The following is a 22,926-nucleotide window of genomic DNA, read 5'->3' as shown; positions in this document are numbered from 1 at the left end:
AGATGGCCAACTTCTCCAAGTCGAACGTGCCGCAGTTCTCCGTCGAGGTGTACCAGAACGAATATCTGCCCGAGGGCGGCCGCGAGGTCAACGGCATCATCACCGTCACCTCGACCGGCGGCGGCACGACGGGCGGGGTCCCGCTGACGGGCGCCGCCCACTCGTCCTCGCACCTGCCGGGGCAGGCGCCGACCGCCGCTGTGGTGATCATGGTGGACTGCTCGGGTTCGATGGACTACCCGCCCACCAAGATGCGCAACGCCCGCGATGCGACGGCGGCGGCCATCGACACCCTGCGCGACGGCACCTCCTTCGCCGTGATCGACGGCACCCACATCGCCAGGGAGGTCTACCCGGGCAACGGGCGGCTCGCCACGGCAGGTCCGCAGACCAGGGCCCAGGCGAAGGAGGCCCTGCGCCGGCTGAGCGCGGGCGGCGGTACGGCGATCGGGACGTGGCTCCGGCTGGCCGACCGGCTGCTGGGCTCCGCGGAGGTGAGCATCCGGCACGGCATCCTGCTGACCGACGGGCGCAACGAGCACGAGGCACCGGAGGACCTGCGGGCCGCGCTCGACGCCTGTGCGGGGCGTTTCACCTGCGACGTCCGCGGTGTCGGCACCGACTGGGAAGTGAAAGAAGTCACAGCGATCGCCTCCGCGCTGCTCGGCACCGCCGACATCGTCGCCGATCCCACGGGGCTGGCCGCGGACTTCACACAGATGATGGAGAACGCGATGGGCAAGGAGGTCGCGGACGTCGCGCTGCGGCTCTGGACCCCGGTCGGCGTGGAGATCAAGTTCGTGAAGCAGGTCGCGCCGACGGTCGCGGACCTGACCGACCGCCGTACCGAGGCGGGTCCGCGCGCCGGTGACTACCCCACCGGCTCCTGGGGCGACGAGTCCCGCGACTACCACGTGTGCGTGCAGGTACCGCAGGCCGGTATCGGCCAGGAGATGCTGGCGGCCCGGGTCTCGCTGATCCTCCCCGACCCCTCGGGCGGCGCGCCCCAGACCCTTTCGCAGGGTCTGGTGCGGGCGGTGTGGACGGACGACATGGTGGCCTCGACCTCGATCAATCCGCAGGTCGCGCACTACACGGGTCAGGCGGAACTGGCACAAGTCATCCAGCAGGGGCTCGATGCCCGCAAGTCGGGAGACTTCGACGGCGCGACGGCCAAACTGGGCCGCGCGGTGCAGCTGGCGTCGGCGTCCGGGAACGCGGACACTGCGAAACTGCTTTCGAAGGTGGTAGACGTCGTCGACGCGGCGACAGGTACTGTGCGACTGAAGGCGAAGGTCGCGGAAGCGGACGAGATGACACTCGAAACGCGCTCCACGAAGACCGTCCGCGTCAAGAAGTGACCACGTATCCGCACTGATGAGCCGCCCGGCCGGACCTGTCCGCCGGGCGGCGAAGCAAGAAAAATGACGGCCCCCTGGGCCGGACGAGGAGAGGGGGAAGCGCCGACATGCCGACCTGCCCGAACGGACACCAGTCGGGTTCCGAGGACTGGTGCGAGGTCTGCGGCCATCGCGTGGCCGGGGCCGCTGTTCCCCCGCCGCCTCCCCCGCCGCCCGCGCCCGGTTACGGCTACCCGCCGAGCCCCGGCCCGGACGCGACCGCCCAGGCCGAGATCTGCCCCCAGTGCCGCACCCCTCGGGAGGCCATGGCGCCGTTCTGCGAGGAATGCCGCTGGAACTTCCTCACGAACACCGCGACCTCGTACACCCCGCTCGCCCCGCAGCACGGCGGCCCGAGCGGACCGGCGGGTCCCGGCGGCCCCGGCCCGCAGCCGGGCTTCCCGGCCCAGCAGCCGCCGCCCGGAGCGCCGCAGCCCCGCGATCCGTTCGAGTACCAGGGCTCGCGCCCCTCGCAGGTGAACCGGCCGGCCGAGCCGCTCTCCTCGGGCCCGGGACAGCACGGCCAGCCCGGCGGGCCGGGGCCCGGTCTGCCGCCGTTCCCAGGACAGCACGGCCAGCAGGGCCCGCCACCGCCCCCGCCGTTCCAGCAGGGCCAGCAGGATCCGCAGGGCCGGCCGGGGTTCCCCCAGGGCCAGCCCGATCCGCAGAGCCGGCCGGGCTTCCCGCAAGGTCAGCAGGGCTTTCCGCAGGGTCAGCAGGGGTTCCCGCAGGGTCAGCAGCACGCCCAGCAGCAGGGCTCGTCGCAGGGCTCGCCCCCGCCGCCGTCGTTCCAGCAGCAGAGTGCCGCGCCCCCGTTCCAGCAGACGGCTCCCCCGGTCTTCGAGCAGTCCGGTCCGCCGGCCCCGCCGCAGCCGCAGACCGCGCAGCCCGGCAACGACGACTGGCTGCTGTCGCCGCCCGCGCAGCCCCAGGCTCCGCAGCCGCCCATGCAGCAGCAGCCCTACCCCGGGCAGAACCAGGGCCCCGGCACGGGCCAGGCCCAGGGACCGGGCCAGGGACCGGGCCAGGCACCGGGCCAGGCACCGGCGTCCACGAGCTGGGCGGCGGTCGTCGCTCCGGACCGTGACTACTTCCTGGCGATGATGCAGCGCAGCGGCCCCGAGGCCACCGGGCTCAACCTGCCCGCGTACTCCCCGGAGCAGCACCTTCCGCTGACCGGCACCCAGATCACCATCGGCCGCCGCCGGCACAGCACGGGCGAGTCACCCGACATCGATCTGTCCGTGCCCCCGGAGGACCCGGGCGTCTCGCACCAGCACGCGGTGCTGGTGCAGCAGCCGGACAGCAGCTGGGCCGTGGTCGACCAGAACTCCACCAACGGCACCACGCTCAACGGCGCCGAGGACCCGATCCAGCCCTATGTCCCCGTTCCGCTCCAGGACGGCGACCAGGTGCACGTCGGGGCGTGGACGACGATCACGATCCGCCGGGGCTGACGGCTCCGGCGCGGTGCGCGGCCGGCGGGGGACATCCCTCGCCGGCCTCGCACCGCTGTTCCCGGCCGGCTTGATCACCCGGACCCACCCGGGGGCCCTGTTTCCCGCCGGAGCGTCTGCGACGATGGACAGGTGACTGAGAACCCGCGCGACACGGTGCAGGAGCTGACCTTCTACGAGCTGGTCGGCGGCGAGGAGACCTTCCGGCGTCTGGTCCACCGCTTCTACGAGGGTGTGGCCGGGGACCCGCTGCTGCGGCCGATGTACCCGGAGGAGGATCTCGGCCCGGCCGAGGAGCGGTTCACGCTGTTCCTGATCCAGTACTGGGGTGGCCCGCGCACCTACAGTGACCAGCGCGGACATCCCCGGCTGCGGATGCGGCACGTGCCGTTCCGGGTGGACCGGGCCGCGCACGACGCCTGGCTGAGCCATATGCGGGTGGCGCTCGACGAGCTCGGGCTGGCCCCGGAGCACGAGCGTCAGCTGTGGGACTACCTCACCTACGCGGCCGCCTCGATGGTGAACACCGAGGGCTGAATCCGGTCGGGAGGCGTCGGACGTGTGCGGAATCCGGTACTCCGCCGCCGGATAACGGTCACGATCCCATCAAGGTGTGGCCATGGGCGGTATACCGCGACAGGTCCACTCTGAAAGCATCCATGCAACGCCGGGGGGCGTGTTTCATGAGATGAGGGTGGGGCCGGGTGACGGGGTTCGTTCTTCTGCGGGTGAGGGCGCACCGGCTCCTGCTCGCGGCGGCAGTGCTGGCCGTGCTGCTCACCACCTCCGTCCTGGCCGCGCTCACCGCCTTCTCCGGCTCCATCGGCGACGCCGCACTGCGCCACACCCTCACCCACCGGTCCGCCGCCGACGCCTCGCTCCTCATATCGGCGCAGGTCGATCCCGAGCAGCGGGACGCCGCCGACGCCTCGGCGCGCAAGGCCGCCCGCACCACGTTCGACGGGCTCCCGGTGACCGTGCGGAGGCTGGAGGCGTCGGGTCCGTACGCGCTGCCGCGCGAGCTGCAGACCCCGGCCGCCCGCCGCGGCGACCCCGACCTCACCCACTTCGCCTCGCTCGACCGCAGCCGGGTCCGGCTCACCGACGGCCGGATGCCCCGGGCCGGGGCGGGGAAGCCCGGCGACCCGGTCCAGGTCGCGCTGCCGGGCACCGCCGCCGAGGCCCTCGGGCTGAAGCCGGGCGCCCGGCTGACGCTCACCGACCGGCTGAGCGACACGCACGAGAAGATCCTGATCACCGGCCTCTACGAGGCCTCGGACCAGGCCGATCCGTACTGGCAGCTGGACGCGGCCGGCGGGCGCGGCGTCCGCCGGGTCGTCTTCACGACGTACGGGCCGCTGCTCACCGACCCCGCGGTGCTCGGCTCCGGCCGGACCAGTTCAGGCGAGGTCTCCTATCTGGCGTCGGCCGACTTCCGCGCCCTCACCACGGACCGGATGGCCTCGCTGCGCCACGCGGCGACCGAGGGGCCCAAGCAGTTGCTGGCCGCCCCGGAGTTCAAGAACGGGGCGAGCGCCCGGACCCAGCTGCCCACCGTTCTCGACCAGATCGACCGGGGGCTGCTCGTCTCCCGCTCGACGCTGATGATCGTGGCGGTGCAGCTGGTGCTGCTGGCCGGCTACACGCTGCTGCTGGTGGCCAGGCTGCTGAGCAGTGAGCGCGGCGGCGAGACCGAACTGCTGCGTGCGCGCGGCGGGTCGCGCGGCCGGATCACCTCGCTCGCCGCGATCGAGGCGCTGCTGCTGGCGCTGCCCGCCGCCGTTCTCGCCCCGCTGCTCAGCGAACCGCTGACCCGGCTGCTGGCCGACCGGGGTGAGCTGTCCCGGATCGGGCTGCGGCTCGGCGGGACCGCCACCGGCACCGTGTGGCTGGTGGCCGCCGTGACCGCGCTGGCCTGCGCGCTCGCCGTGGTGGCGCCCGCGCTCGCCGCGAGCGCCGGCGGCCGCCGCTCCACCCGCGCCGCCGCGCTGCCCGCGCCGGTGCGCGCGGGCGCGGACCTCGGGCTCCTCGCGGTCGCGGGGGTAGCGTACTGGCAGCTCGACCGGCAGACCGGGGGCGCGGGCAGCGGTGCGCTCAGCGGTGACCGCTCGGGCGGGCTCGGCATCGATCCGCTGCTGGTCGTGGCGCCCGCCCTGGCGCTGCTCGCGGGCACCGTGGTGACGCTGCGGCTGCTGCCGCCCGCCGCCCGGCTCGCCGAGCGGCGGGCGGCCGGGGGCCGGGGGCTGGTCACGGCGCTGGCCGGCTGGCAGTTCAGCCGCCGGCCGCTGCGCGGCGCCGGTCCGGTACTGCTGCTGGTGCTGTCGGTCGCGATGGGCATGCTGGCGATCGGCCAGAGCGCCTCGTGGGACCGCTCGCAGCAGGACCAGGCGGACTTCAGGTCCGGCGCCCAGGTCCGGATGCTGGGCGGCGTCAACGCGGACCCGGCGCGCTCGGGCGCGTACGCGCGGCTGGCGGGGGTACGGAACGCGGCGCCCGCGTTCCGCACGACGGTGGAGCTCTCCGGCAGCCGTACGGCCGAGGTGCTGGCCCTGGACACCGCGCACGCCGACGAGCGGATGCTGATGCGCGGGGACCTCGCCGACGGGGCCCGGGGCCGGCTGTTCGACTCCCTGGCACCGCCCCGCACCGCACGGGCGGGGCTGCCGCTGCCGCCCGGCAGCACCCGGCTCCGCCTCGGCCTGCGGATCTCGTCCGGGACGAAGGCCGCGGGCCGCTCGCCCTCCGGCACGAGCCCGGTGGTCACCGTGCTGCTGGAGGACCGCTACGGCATTCCGTACCGGGTGATCGCCGGTTCCGTGCCGGTGGACGGGAAGGCGCATCCGCTCTCGCTGAAGGTGGACCCGGCCGGCGGACTGGCGGTGACCGGGTTCGAGCTGGACAGCGCCCAGCCGGTCGGGCGGGACGAGTCGCACCGGCTCACCGTGAGCGGGCTGCGGACCGTGACCGGGGACGGCGACGAGCTGCCGGTCCCGGTGCCCGGCGGATTCCGCTGGCAGGCGGCCCAGAGCACCGACGGGATCACTGCGGCCCGGCCCCCGGCGGCCACGCTGAACGGGGTGGCGACGGACGCCTACCTGAAGGCTTCCGGCGCGAGGACCGGCCAGAGCGTGGACGTGACGCTGGCCGGTGAGACGGTCCGGGTGAAGATCGTGCGGACCGTCCACGCGCTCCCGACGACCGGCCCCGGCTCCGCCGCCTCGCTGTCCTCCGCCTCGTTGTCCTCCGGGCAGTCGCAGGCGGCCCGGGACGGCGGCGCCCTGCTGCTCGACCTCAGGGCCGTCAGCGGGGTGTTCGCGCAACGCCCCAGCGCCGTGCTCACCGCCACCGAGTGGTGGCTGAGCACCGCTCCCGGCCGCAGCGCCGAGGTCGCGGCCGCGCTCCGCGCCCGGCCCGACACCGATCCGGCGCAGGTGCAGGTCCGGGACGAGGTCGCGGACGAGCTGGTGAGCGATCCGCTGGGGGCGGGCCCGCAGTCCGCGCTGCTCGCGGTGGCGGTCGTCGCTGCGGCGCTCGCCGGGGTCGGCTTCGCCGTGACGGCGGTCGGCTCGCGGCGCGAGCGCTCCGCGGAGTTCGCCGTCCTGCGCGCGCTGGGGGCGCCGCGCCGGCGGCTGGCCCGCATGATCGCCGCCGAGCAGGGGGTGCTGATCGCCATCGGGCTGCTGGTGGGTGCGGTCCTGGGGGCCGTACTGACCCGGGCGGTGGTGCCGCTCATCGTGCTGACCGGACAGGCCGCCCGGCCCGTACCCGCCGTATCGGTGCAACTGCCCGCCGGACAGATCGCGGTGCTGCTCGCCGCCTTCGCCGCCCTGCCGCTGCTGATCGTCGCGGTCCTCGCGCTCCGGCGCACCGACCCGGCCATCTCGCTGCGCCACCAGGGAGACAACTGACATGAGCACGCGTTCGATGTTCTTCCGCACGACGGCCGCCTGCGCGCCCTGGGTACGGACCCGGCTGCGCACCGCTCCCGGCGCGGCCTGCGCGCTCGGGCTGCTGGTACTGCTGACGGCGTTCCTGGCCGCTGCGTTCCCGCGCGCCGTCGACCGGTACGAGGGCGAGGGGCTGCGCCACGATCTCGGCGCCGCCTCCCCCAGGCGCAGCATCCTGGAGGTCAGCAGCCAGCCGCCGGGGCTCGAGGTGCCCGAGGCTGCGCGCGAGGAAGCGGTGCGGGACGCGTCGGTGGGCTCCGTGCACCGGACGCTGCTGGCCGGACTGCCCGGCCCGCTGCGGGCGGACACCGCCCAGTCCGCGTACGGCCTCCGGACGACGGACCCGATCCCCGCGCAGGAGCCCTGGTTCCCCCGCCCGTACGGCATCGACCCGGAGCTGACGTACACGACACAGTCGGCGCTGCCCGACCACGCGACACTGCGCGCCGGCAGGTGGCCGGCCGTCCGCGGCCAGGTCACCGCCACCACCGACGAGGTCGAGGCGGCGGTCACCGAGGAGACCGCGAAGGCGCTCCGCTTCAAGGTGGGCTCGGCCGTTTCCGTCCCGGTCGCCAGGGGCGGGCAGTTCACGGTACGGATCACCGGCATCGTCCGCCCGCTGCGCCCCGGGGCCGCCTACTGGTCGGCCGAGCAGCTGCTGCGCACCCCGTCGCTGGTGGCCAAACCGACCAGGACCGAGCCGCGTTACTACTGGACGGCGGCGCTGCTGCTGCCCCCGGACGCGGCGCCGGCGCTGCTCGCGACGACGGGCCAGCCGGAGGCGTACTGGCGGATCATGCCGGACGTATCGCGGCTGACCACCCTGGACGTGGACCGGCTCCGCTCGTCCGTGGCCTCCCTGGAGGGCGGCCCCGGGCTGCTGAAGGTGCGCGCCTCGGCCGGTGCGACCGCGACGGTGACGACCGACCTGGACGAGATCGTGAGCGCGTACGAGGGGATGCGGCAGGCGATCCGCCCTGTCGTCACCGTCGCCGCCGTCGGTATCGGGGCCGTCGCCGCCATCGTGCTGCTGATGACGGGCGGGCTGATCGCCGGCCGCCGCCACGACGAACTCGCCCTGCTCCGGGCCCGTGGCGGCTCGCTGCGGTCCATCGGGGGCCGGCTGCTCGCCGAGACCGCGGTGACGGCCGTGCCCGCCGCCGCGCTCGGGCTGCTGCTCGCGGTGCTGGTGACCGACGGGGGCCGGCTGTGGCCCTCGGCCGCCGGCGCGGCGGCGGTCGGCGCGCTGGTCTGCGCCGCGCTTCCGGTCCGTACCGTGCTGCTGCACCGCAGACCGAGTCTGCACGGCGGCCGCGAGGACCTGGTGAGCGTCCGGCCCTCCCCGCGGCGTACCGTCGCCGAACTGACCCTGCTGGTGCTGGCCGTCGGCGCGGTGGTCGCCCTGCGCAGGCGCGGTACCGGCGGCGAAGGCGGCACCGACCTCCTGGTCAGCGCGGCCCCCGTGCTGGTCGCGCTGATCGCGGCCCTGGTCCTCGTCCGGCTCTACCCGCTGCCGCTGCGGTTCGCGCTGCGTTCCGTGGCGCGGCTGCGCGGCGCCATCGGCTTCCTGGCGCTGGCCCGTGCCGGGCGCTCCTCGGCCGCCGGGACGCTGCCGCTGCTCGCGCTGCTGGTCGCGCTGACGACGGCGGCGTTCGGCGGCTCGGTCCTCGCGGGGGTCGCGACCGCCCGGGACACCGCGGCGGTCCTCGCGACCGGCGCGGACGCCCGGATCAGCGGCCAGGCCGACTCCGCGCCGCTGTCGGACGCCCTGGCACGGACGGTGTCCGGGGCCGACGGCGTACGGGAGGTGGCGCGCGTGCAGATCGAGTACGGCGTCTCGCTGCCGCCGCCCGAGCACGGCTTCGAGGACGCGCAGGGCACCACCCTGATCGGCGTCGACCCGGTCACCTACGCCCGGCTGGCACGGTCCACCGGAATCGGTGCCTTCTCCGCCGACAGGCTGACGTACACCGGCCCGAAGACGCCGGAGGGCACGATGCCCTCCAGGGACCGGGTGCTGCCCGTCCTCGCCTCGCCGTCCGTAGCCGAGCGGCTCGGGGAACGGCCGCGCGATCTCCAGTCGATGGCCGGGGACTTCAAGGTCCGGGTGGCGGGCACGGTGGCGCACACGCCCGCCGTCACCGACACCTCCTTCATGGTCGTCGACGCCGCCGCCCTCACCCACCGGCAGACCACCGCGCTGCTGCTCACCGGCGACCGGCTGGACGCGAAGGCGCTGCGCGCTGCGGCCCACCACGCGGACAAGAACCTCACCGTGCGGCTGCGCTCCGAGGCGCGCGCCGCCTATGTGGACACCCCCATGCAGGTGGGCGCCGAGCGGATCTACACGGCGGCGATCGCGGCCGGCGCGGGCTACGCCCTGCTCGCCGTGCTCCTCTCGCTGCTCCGGACAGCGCCCGAGCGCACCACGCTGCTGGCGCGGCTGCGCACCATGGGCATCGGCACCCGGCAGGGCGGACGCCTGCTGGGCTACGAGGCCATGCCGCAGGCGCTGCTGGCCGCCGCGGGCGGCCTGCTCGTCGGCCGGGCCACCATCGCGCTGCTGGCACCCGGCGTCGATCTGGCGCACCTCGCACTCGCGACCGCCGCGGGCTCCGGTCCGCTCGACGAGGCACCGCTGCGGGCGGATCCGTGGTCCATGGTCCTGCCGGCGATCGGCGTGATCGTCCTCACCGCCGCGGTGGCCGGTGTACAGGCCTGGTGGACCGGCCGCCGCGGCTCGATCACCGAACTCAGGGCAGGAGACTCCCGATGACGACGCCGTCGACCGATTCCACACTGGCGGAGCTCGAACAGCGGGCCGCCGCACGCCGCGACCGGCCCTCGTACGGGCACGACGCGCTGATCTCCTGCGACCGGCTGGTGCGCATCTTCACCACGGACGGGGTGGAGGTGCAGGCCCTTCAGGGTCTCGATCTGCTGGTCGAGGAGGGTGAGTTGCTGGCGCTGGTCGGCGCGTCCGGGAGCGGCAAGTCGACGCTGATGAACATCCTGGCGGGCCTGGACGTGCCCACGGCCGGGGCGGCGAAGGTGGCGGGCTGCGATCTGCTGTCGATGGGGCAGAAGGAGCGGCTGCGCTACCGGCGGGACGTCGTCGGGTTCGTCTGGCAGCAGACCTCCCGCAATCTCCTGCCCTATCTGACGGCGATCCAGAACGTCACGCTGCCGATGCAGCTGCGCGGCCGTGGGCGCAATCGTGAACGGGCCGCGCGCGCCGAGTCGTTGCTCGCGATGCTGGAGGTGGCGGACTGCCGCGACCGGCGCCCGCAGCAGATGTCGGGCGGGCAGCAGCAGCGGGTGGCGATCGCGGTGTCGCTGGCCAACTCCCCCTCGGTGCTGCTCGCGGACGAGCCGACGGGTGAGCTGGACTCGGCCACCGGCGAGCAGGTCTTCGCGGCCTTCCGCCGCGCCAACGAGGAGTTGGGCACGACGATCGTGATCGTCACGCACGACCAGGCGGTCGCGAACGAGGTCCGCCGCACGGTCGCCATCCGTGACGGCCGCACCTCGTTCGAGGTGCTGCGCCGTACCGAGGTCGACGCGGCGACGGGCCAGGAGTCCCAGGTGGCACGCGAGTACGCGATGCTCGACCGGGCGGGCCGGCTGCAACTGCCCGCGGACTACACGGAGTCGCTGGGCATGGAGCACCGCGTGATGCTGGAGCTGGAACAGGACCACATCGGCGTCTGGCCGGACAGCCCGCGCCCGGACACCCCGGCCGGACGGAACGCGGATCCGGCCCCGGAATCGGACCCGGGCTCGGATCGGGCCTGATCCGACGGCCCGGCCGGAACCTGACGAAGCGCTACTGGCCGCCCACGGAGAGGCCGAGCATCCCCAGGCCGCCCCCCGCACCGGCGCGCCGCAGGGCGACCGCGCCGAACGGGGTGCGCAGCCGCAGCCACGACCCCGCCGTGAGCAGCGCGACGGGGAAGTCCGGCGCGGACCGGAGGAAGCCGAGGGCCTGCGCCGCGTGCACGGCGCGCAGCGGGAGCTCGGTGCCTCCGATGGTCCGGGACCAGATGTCGCGTCCGATGAGGTCCCGTTCCGCCCGCGTACGCCGGTCCTCGGGGAGCGCCTCGTCGCGCGCCCGGAATTCCGCCACGGCGGCGGTCAGCGCCGCGCGCAGGTCGACGGGGTCCGGCAGGCCGTCGCACTCCTGCCAGCCGCCGCGCGGGGGCAGCACGCCCGTCCACGGCGGTCCGGTCACCGGCTGGGGCAGTGCTCCCGCGCCGGCGTCCGGCCCCTCGGTTTCCAGCGATTCGAGCAGCTCACCGGCCGACACCGTGACGTCGAAGTCATGGGTGTCCGCGAGCCGCACCGCCCGGATCGCCAGGACCTCGAACGACGGGGGCCGGCCGAACACGGCGAGCGCCCCGCCGCCCGCCTGGAGGCGCACGGCGGCGGCCCGGTCGTAGTGGAGCAGCCGGCCGAGGAAGGCCGCGAGATCCGCGGCCTCCCTCGCGTCGGCGAACAGCAGCGACTGAACGGGCACGCTCATGCCGCGGCGGGCTCCTCGGCCAGGTACTTCTGGAGGAAGAGCTTCTCCTCGGCGGAGATCCGCCGCGGTCGTTCCTCGGCCAGGTCGTACGGCACGACGATGGTCGACGCCCGTACGTAGACCTGATCGGGGTCCTTGATCTCGTAGGCGATCGTCAGCGACGCGGCACCGATCTTCGTGACCCAGGACTCGACGGTCACCGGCGTGTGCCGGTGGACCAGCGGCCGGACGTAGTCGATCTCGTGCCGGGCGACGACGGAGCCGCCCGCGAACGACGGCGAGCCGTCCCCCGGCGCCAGCCGGAACATGAAGTCGATGCGCGCCTCCTCCAGGTAGCGGAGGAAGACCACGTTGTTGACGTGGCCGAAGGCGTCCATGTCCGACCAGCGCAGCGGGCAGCTGTAGATGTGACGTGCCAAGACGATCAGCCTCGCGTGAGCTTCTTGTACGTGGCACGGTGCGGACGGGCCGCGTCCGCACCGAGGCGCTCGACCTTGTTCTTCTCGTACGACTCGAAGTTGCCCTCGAACCAGTACCACTTGGAGTCGCCCTCGTACGCCAGGATGTGCGTGGCGACGCGGTCCAGGAACCAGCGGTCGTGGGAGATGACCACGGCCGCACCCGGGAACTCCAGGAGTGCGTTCTCCAGCGAAGAGAGGGTCTCGACGTCGAGGTCGTTGGTGGGCTCGTCGAGGAGCAGCAGGTTGCCGCCCTCCTTGAGCGTCAGCGCCAGGTTGAGGCGGTTGCGCTCACCACCGGAGAGCACACCGGCCGGCTTCTGCTGGTCCGGGCCCTTGAAGCCGAACGCGGAGACGTACGCCCGCGAGGGCATCTCGACCTGGCCGACGTTGATGTAGTCCAGCTCGTCCGACACGACGGCCCAGAGGGTCTTCTTCGGGTCGATGCTGGCGCGGGACTGGTCGACGTAGGAGATCTTGACCGTGTCGCCGACCTTGATGGAGCCGGCGTCCGGCGTCTCCAGGCCCTGGATCATCTTGAACAGCGTGGTCTTGCCCGCGCCGTTCGGGCCGATGATGCCGACGATGCCGTTGCGCGGCAGCGTGAACGACAGGTCGTCGATGAGGACCTTGTCACCGAAGGCCTTCGAGAGGTTCTCGACCTCGACCACGATGGAACCGAGCCGCGGGCCCGGCGGGATCTGGATCTCCTCGAAGTCCAGCTTCCGCATCTTGTCCGCCTCGGCCGCCATCTCCTCGTACCGGGCGAGACGTGCCTTGGACTTGGTCTGGCGGCCCTTGGCGTTGGAGCGGACCCACTCCAGCTCCTCCTTGAGGCGCTTCTGGCGCTTCTCGTCCTTGCGGCCCTCGACCTTGAGGCGGGTGGCCTTCTTCTCCAGGTACGTGGAGTAGTTGCCCTCGTAGGGGATGGCGCGGCCGCGGTCGAGTTCGAGGATCCACTCGGCGACGTTGTTCAGGAAGTACCGGTCGTGGGTCACGGCCACCACGGCGCCCGCGTACTTCGAGAGGTGCTGCTCCAGCCAGTTCACCGACTCGGCGTCCAGGTGGTTGGTGGGCTCGTCGAGCAGCAGCAGGTCCGGCGCCTCGATGAGCAGCTTGCAGAGCGCGACCCGGCGCTTCTCGCCACCGGAGAGGTTGACGACGGGCCAGTCGCCGGGCGGGCAGCCCAGGGCGTCCATGGCCTGCTCCAGCTGGGCGTCCAGGTCCCACGCGTTGGCGTGGTCCAGGTCCTCCTGGAGCTTGCCCATCTCGTCCATGAGCGCGTCGGTGTAGTCGGTCGCCATTTCCTCGGCGACCTCGTTGAACCGCTTCAGCTTGCCCATGATCTCGGCGGCGCCGTCCTGCACGTTCTGCAGCACGGTCTTCGACTCGTCGAGGTGGGGCTCCTGCATGAGGATGCCGACACTGAACCCGGGCGACAGGAAGGCGTCACCGTTGGACGGCTGCTCCAGGCCCGCCATGATCTTCAGCACCGTGGACTTACCGGCACCGTTGGGACCCACCACACCGATCTTCGCGCCGGGCAGGAAGCTCAGCGTGACGTCGTCAAGGATGACCTTGTCGCCGTGCGCCTTGCGTGTCTTGCGCATCGTGTAGATGTACTCAGCCAAGAGAAACCGTCCGGCAATCGATGAGTGGGCAGATACACCCATCTTGCCTGACGTCCGTACCCGGATGGAAACCAGTACTGCCCGCGGTGCACACCTTCCCGGCCCCGGCAACGGCCCGGCCCGGCCCCCCGGTACGCGACAGCCCCGGGTCGCGGCCGCGTCCCGGGGCTGTCATCAGCACATCGTCACCGTGTGCCTGCCGCTCGTCACTCGCCGGAGGTCTGTCCCTTGCGCCGGCGGAGGAAGAAGACCGCGCCGCCGCCGATGACGACGAGGCCGATCGCGATTCCCGCGATGACGGGGGTGGCGTTGGAGCTTCCGGTCTCCGCGAGGTTGCCCTCGGCGCCCGTGGAGCTGCCGCCCGCGGTGGCGGTGGTCGTGTTGGGCTGGTCGACGGTCTGGGTGTCGAGGCCGCCGGTGGTGGTCGCGGTGCTGCCGCTGGTCTCGCAGTCCAGCACGCCGGTGAACGTCCTGCTGAAACCGCCCGGCCCGGTGATCGTGAAGTCGTACGCCTGGTCCTCGGCGACCGGCACGGTCACGGTCGCGGACTTGCCCGCCGCGACGGTGTGCTTCGCCCCGGCCAGCTCGAAGGTGAAGGCCTCGTCGCCCTTGTTGCTCGCGGTGACGTCCACGCCGCCCTTGGCGCAGTTCTTCTTCGCGGTGAGCGCGGGCATCGCGCCCTTCTTGGCCCAGGTCGCCGTGGCGCTCGCGGAGACCGTGGACTCGCTGGAGCCGGCCAGGATCTGGGTCTGGCTCCTGGTCACCCCGGCGAAGGCCCGGCCGACGGGCACCGAGGTGGTGGCCTGGACGGTCAGTGCGGCCGAACCGTCGGCGGCACCGGACGGGACGTCGAAGTAGAGCTCGGAGCCGTTGGCCGCGGTGGTGACGGCCTTGCCCTTCTTGTCGGTGACCTTGACGCCGCTGGCGGAGTCGGCGGGCGGGGCCACCGAGACCTGGCCGGCGTTGGTGCGGACGGTGACCGGGCCCAGCAGCTCACCGGACCGGCCGGACACCGCGGCGGAGTCCAGGGAGAGGGACGCCTTGGGCTCGGCCGTGTCGGTCGCGGACTTCTGCAGCCAGTCGGCGAGCTTCTCCGCCTGGCGGTCCGAGGCGTCGACGTCGGCGTTGTCCGAGAAGCGCCAGATGGCGACCTGGGTACCCGCCGCCGCGGTCTTCTCGGTGAGCGGCCCGGTGCCCGCCGCCTCGGCCAGTGCCGAGAGGTCATCGACCTGCGGGTAGGAGTGCTCCAGGATCCAGCGGATCCGGCCCGCGTTCTTGTTGCCGCCCAGCGAGGTCTGGGCCCAGGGGGTCTCCAGGTACTTCGCCTGGTCCTGGGTGGGGTTGTGGATGTCGATGCAGTACGTCTTGAGCTTGCCGCCGCCGTCGACGGTCATCTCGAAGAGACCCGCCGGCAGCTTCTGGTCCTTGCCGTCCGCGTGCAGCACCGCGACGTCGTACGTCTTCAACCCGTCCAGTACCGCGCTCGCGCCGCCCTGGTGCTGCGGCGCCTCGTCGGCAGCCGCGCCGCCCGCGCCGGCGAGGGTGCCGGCGATGACCAGACCGGATGCCACCACCGACGCCGCCAGGCGGGATATGCCCCGGAACCGTCGGGAATTGACCGTCGTCACGGATGACGAGGCGGTCGCTGAAGAAGCAAAAAACACAGAATTCCCCTCCGGGCGAGACCCTCGCGCCTGGTGCGCGTGTGGGGAATGTCCCGCCTGCCGACTCAAGTGCCCTGTGAGTACTGGGAAATCCTAAGTAAGAAGCGAAGCACAGTCCCCCGTCATACCCTCGGATAACCATTCCGACTCGGAATCGTTATCCCCGGTAACGCTTGGGCCAGAGGTGGTTGGCCCGCGTTCGGCCCCGGCCGGCGCCGGCCGGTCATGGTGCGGAGACGAGTTCGGTCCCGCGTTTCCGGCGAACCACCCGCCGCCCGGCCGCCGGACGCTCCGCCCGATCCTGGGCCTTCACCCGCTCCGGCTGATCCGCCCGGTCCAACTGATCCGGCTGCTCCGCCCGGCCCAACTGATCCAACTGGTCCAGTTGATCCAGCTGATCGGCTTGCCACCCCGTCTGTTCAGGCCGATCCTGCCGATTCGCCTGTTCGTCACGCTGATCAGGCTGATCAGCGGGCTCCTCCCGCTGATCCGCCCGGTCCGACTCGCCCGGCTGCTCGCCCCGTTCCCTCGGCGGTGGCGCCGCCGGCCGGTCCCGCCCTGACGCCTCGCGCACCGCCCACCGGTCCGGCTCGGCCGCATCCGCGCCGCCGGTGCGCGACACCAGCCCCGGCTCGGCCCTGACCACCCGCCGGAAGGCCGACGTCCCCCTGGTCAGATCGTGGCCCACCGCCGTCGCCTCGATGTCCACGAACGTCCGCCGCTGCCCGTCCCGTTCCTCCTCACGCACCTTCAGCCTGCCGTGCACCACCAGGGGTTCCCCCACGGAAACGGAACCGGTCAGATTCGACGCCAGGGCCCGCCACGCCCACACGGTGTAGAAGCTGGTGTGCCCGTCCGCCCAGAGCTGTTTCCCCCGGTCCCACCGTCGCGGCGTCACCGCGAACCGGAATCGCGCCATTCCGCCGCTCGCGGTCTCCCGGAACTCCACACCGGTGGCCGCATTGCCCACCAGCGTCACCAAGGTCTCGTTCATGACTCCGCCTCCCCCTCGCACTGGATTCAGTGACCGCGTCCTTGCGTCCGGTCACTGATCCCATGCTGAAGGGGAGGCGGAATTCCTGCGGGCGCCTGTGGACTAACGGCCCGTTGTGGAAAACTCCGTCACCGCCACAAAGCGCTCGCGCACCTCTCGATAGCGCACCAGTTCCGCCGACACCGGATCGAGCACCCGGGCCCGGCCGCAGGCGGCCGCCGCCTCGCGCAGCCGGCGTTCGGCCTCCTGGCCGTACCGCCGCGCGGGCCCCCGGGCCGCCGCCGCGCACGACCACTCCACCAGCGGACCGCCGACGATCCCCGCCAGCATCACCAGGGCGGGCGTCAGGAGCCCCGGTTCGAGTACGCCGACGATCTGGCCGATCAGCCACAGGCCGCCGAAGATCTGCAGCAGCGTCATCGCCACCTGCGCCAGCACGGCCGCGGGCCACCAGGCCGGGCGGGGCGGCCTGACACCGGCCCGCCCCCGGTGCGCCCCGGCCCGCGCCCCGGGTTCCGCCGGCTCGCCGCCGTCGTTCTCCGCGCCCTTCACCGGCGCGGCGCCGGCGCGCTCGGCCAGCTCGTCGAGGGCCTCGGGCAGCCCCTGCGCCCCGTGCACAGCGGCCTCGCGCACCGCTTGCGCCCACGGTCCCGGCAGCCCGTCCACGGCCTCGTCCGCGACCGTGCGCACCGCCTGCTCGACGCGCTGACGTGCGGTGAGCTGTTCCTCGGGCGGTGCGGTGAGCGCCGTCCGGTCCAGGAGCCGGGGCTGCCTGGTGGACTCGTACCAGCGCCACAGGCGCAGCCACGGCGTCCCGCACGCCCGGCCCGCGTTGCGGCGCCATTCGCGCTCCGCCGCCTGGCCCGCCGCGGCGGCGCCGACGGCTTCCGCGAGCCGGCCGGCGAACTCCTCCCGGGCCCGCTCCCCCAGCCCGGTGCGCCCCTCGGCCACGTACACCGGGCGCAGCCTGGCGGCGGCGGCGTCCACATCGGCGGAGAGGCGGCGCGTCGCGGCCGAGCGCTCCTGGACGAACCGGCCCAGGAGTTCACGCAGTTCGCCGACCCCGTCGCCGGTGAGCGCGGACAGGGACAGGACGGTGGCGCCCGGTTCGCCGTGTTCGCCCAGGGCCATGCCGTCCTCGTCGAGCAGCCGGCGCAGGTCGTCCAGGACCTGGTCGGCGGCCTCGCCCGGCAGCCGGTCGATCTGGTTGAGGACGACGAAGGTGACCTCGGCGTGCCCGGCGAGCGGCCGCAGGTAGCGCTCGTGCAGTGCGGCGTCCGCGTACTTCTCCGGGTCCACGACCCAGACCACCGCGTCGACCAGCGCCAGTACCCGGTCCACCTGTTCCCGGTGTCCGGCCGCCGCCGAGTCGTGGTCGGGCAGGTCGACCAGGACGAGCCCCTGGAGCGCCTCGTCGGCCCCCGCGCCGCCCGGCTGCGGGCGGCGCCTGAGCCGCCCCGGGATGGCCAGCCGGTCCAGCAGCCCCGCGGCGCCGTCCGTCCACGAGCAGGCGATGGGCGCGGCGGTGGTCGGCCTGCGCAGCCCGGCCTCGGAGATCTGTGCGCCCGCCAGGGAGTTGAAGAGCGTCGACTTGCCGCTGCCGCTGGCTCCGGCGATGGCGACGACGGTGTGCCGCGACGAGAGCCGCTGCCGGGCGGCCGCCTCGTCGAGCACCCGGCCCGCCTCCACGAGGTCGGCCCGGTCGAGCCGGGCCCTGGAGAGCCCGACGAGTTCGCGCAGTGCGTCCAGCCGGGGGCTGAGCGGGCTGCCGGAGGGGACGTACGCCTCGACCTGGGGGCGGGCGTCCTCGTCCGGGGCGGCTTCCGGCGCCTGCCGGGGGGCGGCCCCGGCGGCGGCGCGACGGGCGATGAGGCCGTCGTCCCAGCCGCCGCCCGGCCGGCCGCGCTCCTCGGCTCCATCCTTCGCCCGCTCGCTCGACCGGTCCTTCGCCCGGTCCTTCCCGCGCCCGCTCGGCCGGTCCTCGGCCTGGTCGCCCGCCCGGTTCTCGCTGTGGGCCGCCTCCTCGTCCGGGCGGCGCCCCGGCTGCGGACCCGACTCCGGCCGCAACTCCGGCTCCGGCTCCTGCTGCGGTCCTTGTCCCCGGCCCGGACCCTCGTCAGTGACGGCAGTCATCGCTGCCACCTCTCCTTCTGCAGTACGGACAGCGCCGCGATCAGTTCGGCCTGCGGCTCGGGTGCCACGTCGAGTGCGTCCAGCGGGGCGAGGCGCCGGTCGCGCTCGCCGCCCAGCACCTGGTCGAGATAGCTGGTGAGCAGTGCCCCGCCCTTGTCGCACAGCCTCAGCGCGCCCTGGGCGCCGATGCGTTCGGCCAGCTGCTCGCCGGCGTTACGGGCCCGGCGGCCGCCGAGCAGGGCGGCGGCGAGCAGGGTGGTGACGGTCTCCGCGTCGGGCGCGGCGTTGCGTTCCATGAGGCGCACCTCCTCCTCGGCCAGCTCCTCCAGGACCCTGCGCCAGCGCCGTACGGTCATGGCGATCCGGCCCCGGATGTCTTCCGGCGGGCCCCAGCCGCCCTCTTCCCGGCCGACCGTCTCGAAGCCGAACACCGCCGCTGCGGGCTCCCGGCGCCAGGTCGTCCGGATCTGTTCGTCGGCGGCCGCCACCGCGCACTCCAGGAGTGCGGCGAGGCTCTCCACCAGGGCTTCGAGGACTTCCTCCGTGGTGCTGTACAGCGGGTAGCCGCGCCACCGGGTGCGGGCGTCGCCGGCCAGCGCGCCGCCGTTCTGCAGCCGCCGCCGGACCCGTGCGCCCTCCTTGCGGTACGCGTCCTCGACCACCCCGGTCAGCCGCACGGCGGCCGCGTACTGGGCCGCGACGGCCCCGGCGAGCGCGGGCAGCCGGACGTCGAGTGAGTCGATGACCCCGGCCGCCGTACGTCCGACCGCCTGCTGACGGGCCGCCGGGTCCTGGGCGCGGTGGGTGAGCCAGGCGCGCAGCGGGGCGACCGCCGTGGTGGGCAGCAGCCCGCTGCCGCCGCCCGCCGACTCGGGCAGCTCGGGGATGGTGAAGCGGGGCACCTCGCCGAGACCGGCCTTGGTGAGCAGCGCCCCGTACTGCCGCGACACCTCGGCGATCACCTGGTGCGGCACCCGGTCCAGGACGGTGACGAGCGAGGCGTCGTACTCCTTGGCGGTGCGCAGCAGGTGCCAGGGCACGGCGTCGGCGTAGCGGGCGGCGGTGGTCACCATCACCCAGACGTCGGCGGCGCAGACGAGTTCGGCGGCCAGCACCCGGTTGCGCACGACGAGCGAGTCGATGTCGGGGGCGTCCAGCAGGGCGAGCCCGCGCGGCAGCCCGGCGGCGGTCTCGACGCGGAGCGCGGTCCCTTCCTCGGCCGCGTGCCCGTCGGGTCCTTCGAGGTCGTCGCACTGGCCGGGGTTGGCGGACTCCTCGGGCGAGAGCCAGACCCGGGTCAGCTGCGGGAGCACCCGGATGTCCGCGAACCAGTGATGATCGTCCGGATGGCAGACCAGTACCGGGGTGCGGGTGGTCGGCCGGAGCACCCCGGCCTCGCTGACCCGGCGCCCCACCAGGGAGTTGACGAGCGTCGACTTGCCGGCGCCGGTGGATCCGCCGATGACCGCGAGCAGGGGTGCCTCGGGGTCCTTGAGGCGGGGCAGCAGATAGTCGTCGAGCTGGGCGAGCAGCTCGATCCGGGTCTGCCTGGCGCGTGGAGCGCCCGGCAGCGGGAGTGGAAGACGCACGGCAGCGACACGGTCGCGCAGGGCGGAAAGTGCGTCGATGAGCTGAGGCCGTACGTCCAAGGTCACCACATGCGAAGAATGCCCAATTTTGGCGCCTTTTTGAAGCGTATAGCCCCCTCTGCGCGGCGGTTCCTCCTCAGGACAGAGGGGACGAGTGGGGCGCAGGCATAACGAGTGCACAACGCCCGGGGCGTGAGGCGCCAAAAGCTATGCATGAATCGCACCTACCTGCGATTATCGTTTCGCTTCACCGAACCTCCACATCGTGCCACGCAGGTGAAGCAACCGGGTCCAGGCGATCGGAGCCCTATCCTTGTCCCGGCAGGTCACGGACCGCCCGGGTCCCAGGGCTCCAGGTCACCGAGTCCACCACCCGGCCCCCGTAGCTCAGTGGATAGAGCAGGCGCCTTCTAAGCGCTTGGCCGCAGGTTCGAGTCCTGCCGGGGGCGCTTCAGCCCAGCCGATGTCGGGCCCTCCCACCGGGAGGGCCTTTTTGCTGGTCGGAGGGGTGCCGAGGCCTCTTGTTCGGATCAGGCGAAAGACGCTAGCGGGCCCCGCGTAGTGACGGCGTAAGGCCTGACGCGCGGCCGGACGCGCGGTCGGCGGGCGCGGAGCCGGTTCCTCGACGGGGCCCGCAGCCGATGACTTAGTTCGTATGCAGAGCTAAAATGGAGCGGTGAAGACGAGTGAGCTGTCCGACGAACTCGCCGGACTTCTGCCCCGTATCCAGCGGCTCGCCCGGCGCAGGCTGTGGAGCGGGCTGTCCGCTCCCCGGCTGCGCGGGGCGCACGCCGAGCTGTTGCGGCTGGTGGTCGGTGAGCCCGGCGTACGCGTCTCGACGGCCGCACGGAGCCTCTGCCTGGCGGCCAACTCGGTCAGCACGCTGGTCAACCATCTGGTCGCCGAGGGGCTGCTGCGGCGGGAGAAGGACCCCGGGGACGGCCGCGCGGCGCTGCTGTACCCCACCCCCGCCGGGGCGGAGACGCTGCATGAGTGGCACGCCCGCCGTGCGGCGCTCTTCCGCCGCCATCTGGCCGGGCTGGACGCCGAGGACCGTGCGGCGCTCACCGCCGCGCTCCCGGCCCTGCACCGACTCGCCGCTTCCATGCGTGAGGGGGATGAGACCGAGTGACCACAGAAGCCGTACCCGCCGTCCGGTGCACCGGCCTGACCTACAGCTTCGGCGACTCCAGGGCCGTCGACGGCCTGGACCTGCTGGTCCGGCCCGGGGAGGTGTTCGGGCTGCTCGGCCCGAACGGCGCGGGCAAGACCACCACGATGCGCGCCATCACCACCCTGCTGCCCGTGCCGAGCGGGGTCGTCGAGGTGTTCGGCCACGACGCGGCCCGGGAGCGGATGGCGGTGCGGCGCCTGCTCGGCTACGTACCGCAGCAGTTGTCGGCCGACGCCGGGCTCACCGGCCTGGAGAACGTCCAGCTGTTCGCCCGGGTGTACGACGTGCCGCGCCGTGAGCGCGCGGCACGGGTCGCCCAGGCCCTGGACGCCGTCGGGCTGGGCGATGTCGCGGGCCGGCTCGCCGCCACGTACTCCGGCGGCATGGTCCGCCGCCTCGAACTGGCCCAGGCCCTCGTCAGCGCGCCCCGGCTGCTGATCCTGGACGAGCCGACGATCGGCCTGGACCCGATCGCCCGGGACAGCGTCTGGGACCGCATCAACGAGATCCGGACCGGCACCGGGATGACCGTCCTGGTGACCACGCACTCCATGGACGAGGCCGACCGCCGCTGCGACCGGCTCGCCCTGATGCACCTCGGCAGGCTCCGCGCACTCGGCACCCCCGCCGAGCTGAAGGGCGAACTGGTCGCCCACCGCCGGGAATCCGGCGAACCCGCCGCCCCGCCGCCGTCCCTGGAGGACGTCTTCCGGCACCACTCCGGAAGCGGCCTGGACGACCCCGGGTCCGAGGCGGAGAAGGGAGCGTTCAACGATGTCCGCCGCACCCGTCGCACCGCAACCCGGCGCGGCTGAGCCCGATCCGCGCTTCGCCCTGCTGCTCACCCCGCCACCGCCGCGCACCGGCTGGCGGGTCGTACCGGCCCGGGTCGGCGCGATGTGCGCCGTCGAACTGCAGAAGCTGATGCACGACCGGACCGAGATCTACACCCGCGCCGTCCAGCCCGCGCTCTGGCTGCTGATCTTCGGTACGACGTTCTCCCGCATCCACGCCATCCCCACCGGCGGCGTCCCCTATCTCGACTTCCTGGCGCCCGGGATCATCGCCCAGTCGGCCATGTTCATCGCGATCTTCTACGGCATCATGATCATCTGGGAGCGCGACTCCGGCGTCCTCACCAAACTCATGGTCACCCCGACCCCGCGCTCGGCCCTCGTGACCGGCAAGGCGTTCGCCGCCGGCGTGAAGGCCGTGATCCAGGCCGTCGTCGTCATCGTGATCGCCGCGCTGCTCGGCGTCGGCATGAGCTGGAACCCGCTGCATCTGCTCGGTGTGGCCGTGGTCGTGGTGCTCGGTTCGGCGTTCTTCTCCTGCCTGTCGATGTCGATCGCCGGGATCGTGCTCACCCGGGACCGGCTGATGGGCATCGGCCAGGCCATCACGATGCCGCTCTTCTTCGCCTCCAACGCGCTCTACCCCGTCGCCCTGATGCCCGGCTGGCTCCAGGCGATCAGCAAGGTGAACCCCCTGAGCTACCAGGTCGACGCACTGCGCGGGCTGCTCATCGGCACTCCCTCCCATCTCGGCCTGGACTTCGGGGTGCTGGCCTTCGCCGCCGCCGTCGGCATCACGGCCGCCGGTTCCCTCCTCGGCCGGCTCGCCCGCTGACACCGGCGCACCCACCCACATCGGCCGGCCCGTTGGCACCCGGCCGACGGGTGCGGTGACAGGGGGACGCCGCACTCGCGGCCGCACCGGAACCCGCGTATGTCCCGCGCGAGCACCAACCACGTATGTGAATCGATTCACCACAGCGGCGAACTTCCGTCTCATCAAGGCCCCGTCGAGGATCCGCGCCCCCGCGAGCCGGCGGCGGCCATTTCCCCTTCACGCCTCCCCCCAACCTGAGCAGATTCCCACGGCGCACCCATTGACTACGCGCACGCACCCCGTCTAGCTTCCGAGGAGCCCGATTGAAACCTTTCACGACGTGTGG

General features: G+C 73.2%; 15 protein-coding genes, 1 tRNA gene and 1 pseudogene. 10 read left to right on the top strand and 7 right to left on the bottom strand.

Features of this window, described 5'->3' with window-relative positions; all coding sequences use genetic code 11:
* Positions 1-2 precede the first annotated feature (2 nt).
* From EDD93_RS17110 to EDD93_RS17085, 6 genes are all read left to right on the top strand, one after another.
* Positions 3-1,361 (top strand): VWA domain-containing protein, encoded by a 1,359-nt coding sequence (locus tag EDD93_RS17110; RefSeq protein WP_123525961.1) that lies wholly within the window; start codon positions 3-5, stop codon positions 1,359-1,361.
* Between the two features lie 107 nt (positions 1,362-1,468).
* Positions 1,469-2,857: an FHA domain-containing protein gene (locus EDD93_RS17105; protein ID WP_123525960.1), complete on the top strand. Its 1,389-nt coding sequence runs from the start codon at positions 1,469-1,471 to the stop codon at positions 2,855-2,857.
* Positions 2,858-2,989: 132 nt separating this feature from the next.
* Positions 2,990-3,394: a globin gene (locus EDD93_RS17100; protein ID WP_073738979.1), complete on the top strand. Its 405-nt coding sequence runs from the start codon at positions 2,990-2,992 to the stop codon at positions 3,392-3,394.
* A gap of 167 nt (positions 3,395-3,561) precedes the next feature.
* Positions 3,562-6,765 carry an ABC transporter permease gene (locus EDD93_RS17095; protein ID WP_123525959.1) on the top strand — a complete coding sequence of 1,068 codons (3,204 nt, stop codon included), beginning with the start codon at positions 3,562-3,564 and terminating at the stop codon, positions 6,763-6,765.
* A gap of 1 nt (position 6,766) precedes the next feature.
* The gene (locus EDD93_RS17090) at positions 6,767-9,580 is read left to right on the top strand and encodes an ABC transporter permease (RefSeq protein ID WP_185092347.1); all 2,814 of its coding nucleotides are present in this window, start codon (positions 6,767-6,769) and stop codon (positions 9,578-9,580) included.
* Positions 9,577-10,599 (top strand): ABC transporter ATP-binding protein, encoded by a 1,023-nt coding sequence (locus EDD93_RS17085; protein ID WP_123525958.1) that lies wholly within the window; start codon positions 9,577-9,579, stop codon positions 10,597-10,599. The genes EDD93_RS17090 and EDD93_RS17085 overlap by 4 nt, the downstream gene beginning before the upstream one ends.
* A gap of 31 nt (positions 10,600-10,630) precedes the next feature.
* Here EDD93_RS17085 and EDD93_RS17080 read toward each other — a convergent pair whose 3' ends face one another.
* The 7 genes and pseudogenes from EDD93_RS17080 to EDD93_RS17050 form a co-directional block, all read right to left on the bottom strand.
* Positions 10,631-11,326 (bottom strand): hypothetical protein, encoded by a 696-nt coding sequence (locus EDD93_RS17080; protein WP_123525957.1) that lies wholly within the window; start codon positions 11,324-11,326, stop codon positions 10,631-10,633.
* Positions 11,323-11,745 carry a thioesterase family protein gene (locus EDD93_RS17075; protein ID WP_185092346.1) on the bottom strand — a complete coding sequence of 141 codons (423 nt, stop codon included), beginning with the start codon at positions 11,743-11,745 and terminating at the stop codon, positions 11,323-11,325. The genes EDD93_RS17080 and EDD93_RS17075 overlap by 4 nt, the downstream gene beginning before the upstream one ends.
* 5 nt (positions 11,746-11,750) lie before the next feature.
* Positions 11,751-13,415 (bottom strand): energy-dependent translational throttle protein EttA, encoded by a 1,665-nt coding sequence (gene ettA, locus EDD93_RS17070; protein WP_123525956.1) that lies wholly within the window; start codon positions 13,413-13,415, stop codon positions 11,751-11,753.
* 206 nt (positions 13,416-13,621) lie between these two features.
* Positions 13,622-15,079: an LAETG motif-containing sortase-dependent surface protein gene (locus EDD93_RS17065; RefSeq protein WP_185092345.1), complete on the bottom strand. Its 1,458-nt coding sequence runs from the start codon at positions 15,077-15,079 to the stop codon at positions 13,622-13,624.
* Positions 15,080-15,546: 467 nt separating this feature from the next.
* A pseudogene (locus tag EDD93_RS17060) lies at positions 15,547-16,073 on the bottom strand (single-stranded DNA-binding protein).
* A 102-nt stretch (positions 16,074-16,175) separates the two neighbouring features.
* A complete protein-coding gene (locus EDD93_RS17055; protein ID WP_260255763.1) occupies positions 16,176-18,206 on the bottom strand; it encodes a GTPase in 2,031 nt (676 codons plus the stop codon).
* Positions 18,203-19,855: a dynamin family protein gene (locus EDD93_RS17050; protein ID WP_123525954.1), complete on the bottom strand. Its 1,653-nt coding sequence runs from the start codon at positions 19,853-19,855 to the stop codon at positions 18,203-18,205. The genes EDD93_RS17055 and EDD93_RS17050 overlap by 4 nt, the downstream gene beginning before the upstream one ends.
* 316 nt (positions 19,856-20,171) lie before the next feature.
* Between EDD93_RS17050 and EDD93_RS17045 the strand changes: the two genes are divergently transcribed.
* From EDD93_RS17045 to EDD93_RS17030, 4 genes are all read left to right on the top strand, one after another.
* Positions 20,172-20,244 (top strand) — tRNA-Arg (locus EDD93_RS17045).
* A 227-nt stretch (positions 20,245-20,471) separates the two neighbouring features.
* Positions 20,472-20,927, top strand: coding sequence for a MarR family winged helix-turn-helix transcriptional regulator (locus tag EDD93_RS17040; protein WP_123525953.1), 456 nt, complete (start codon positions 20,472-20,474; stop codon positions 20,925-20,927).
* Positions 20,924-21,784: an ABC transporter ATP-binding protein gene (locus EDD93_RS17035; RefSeq protein WP_123525952.1), complete on the top strand. Its 861-nt coding sequence runs from the start codon at positions 20,924-20,926 to the stop codon at positions 21,782-21,784. Before EDD93_RS17040 ends, EDD93_RS17035 begins: the two co-directional genes overlap by 4 nt.
* Positions 21,744-22,598: an ABC transporter permease gene (locus tag EDD93_RS17030; RefSeq protein ID WP_123525951.1), complete on the top strand. Its 855-nt coding sequence runs from the start codon at positions 21,744-21,746 to the stop codon at positions 22,596-22,598. Before EDD93_RS17035 ends, EDD93_RS17030 begins: the two co-directional genes overlap by 41 nt.
* The last annotated feature ends 328 nt before the right edge of the window (positions 22,599-22,926 follow it).

Origin of the sequence: Streptomyces sp. 840.1 (genome assembly GCF_003751445.1) — a bacterium.
Taxonomy (GTDB): Bacteria; Actinomycetota; Actinomycetes; order Streptomycetales; family Streptomycetaceae; genus Streptomyces.
This window is presented reverse-complemented; position numbering and strand designations above follow the sequence as displayed.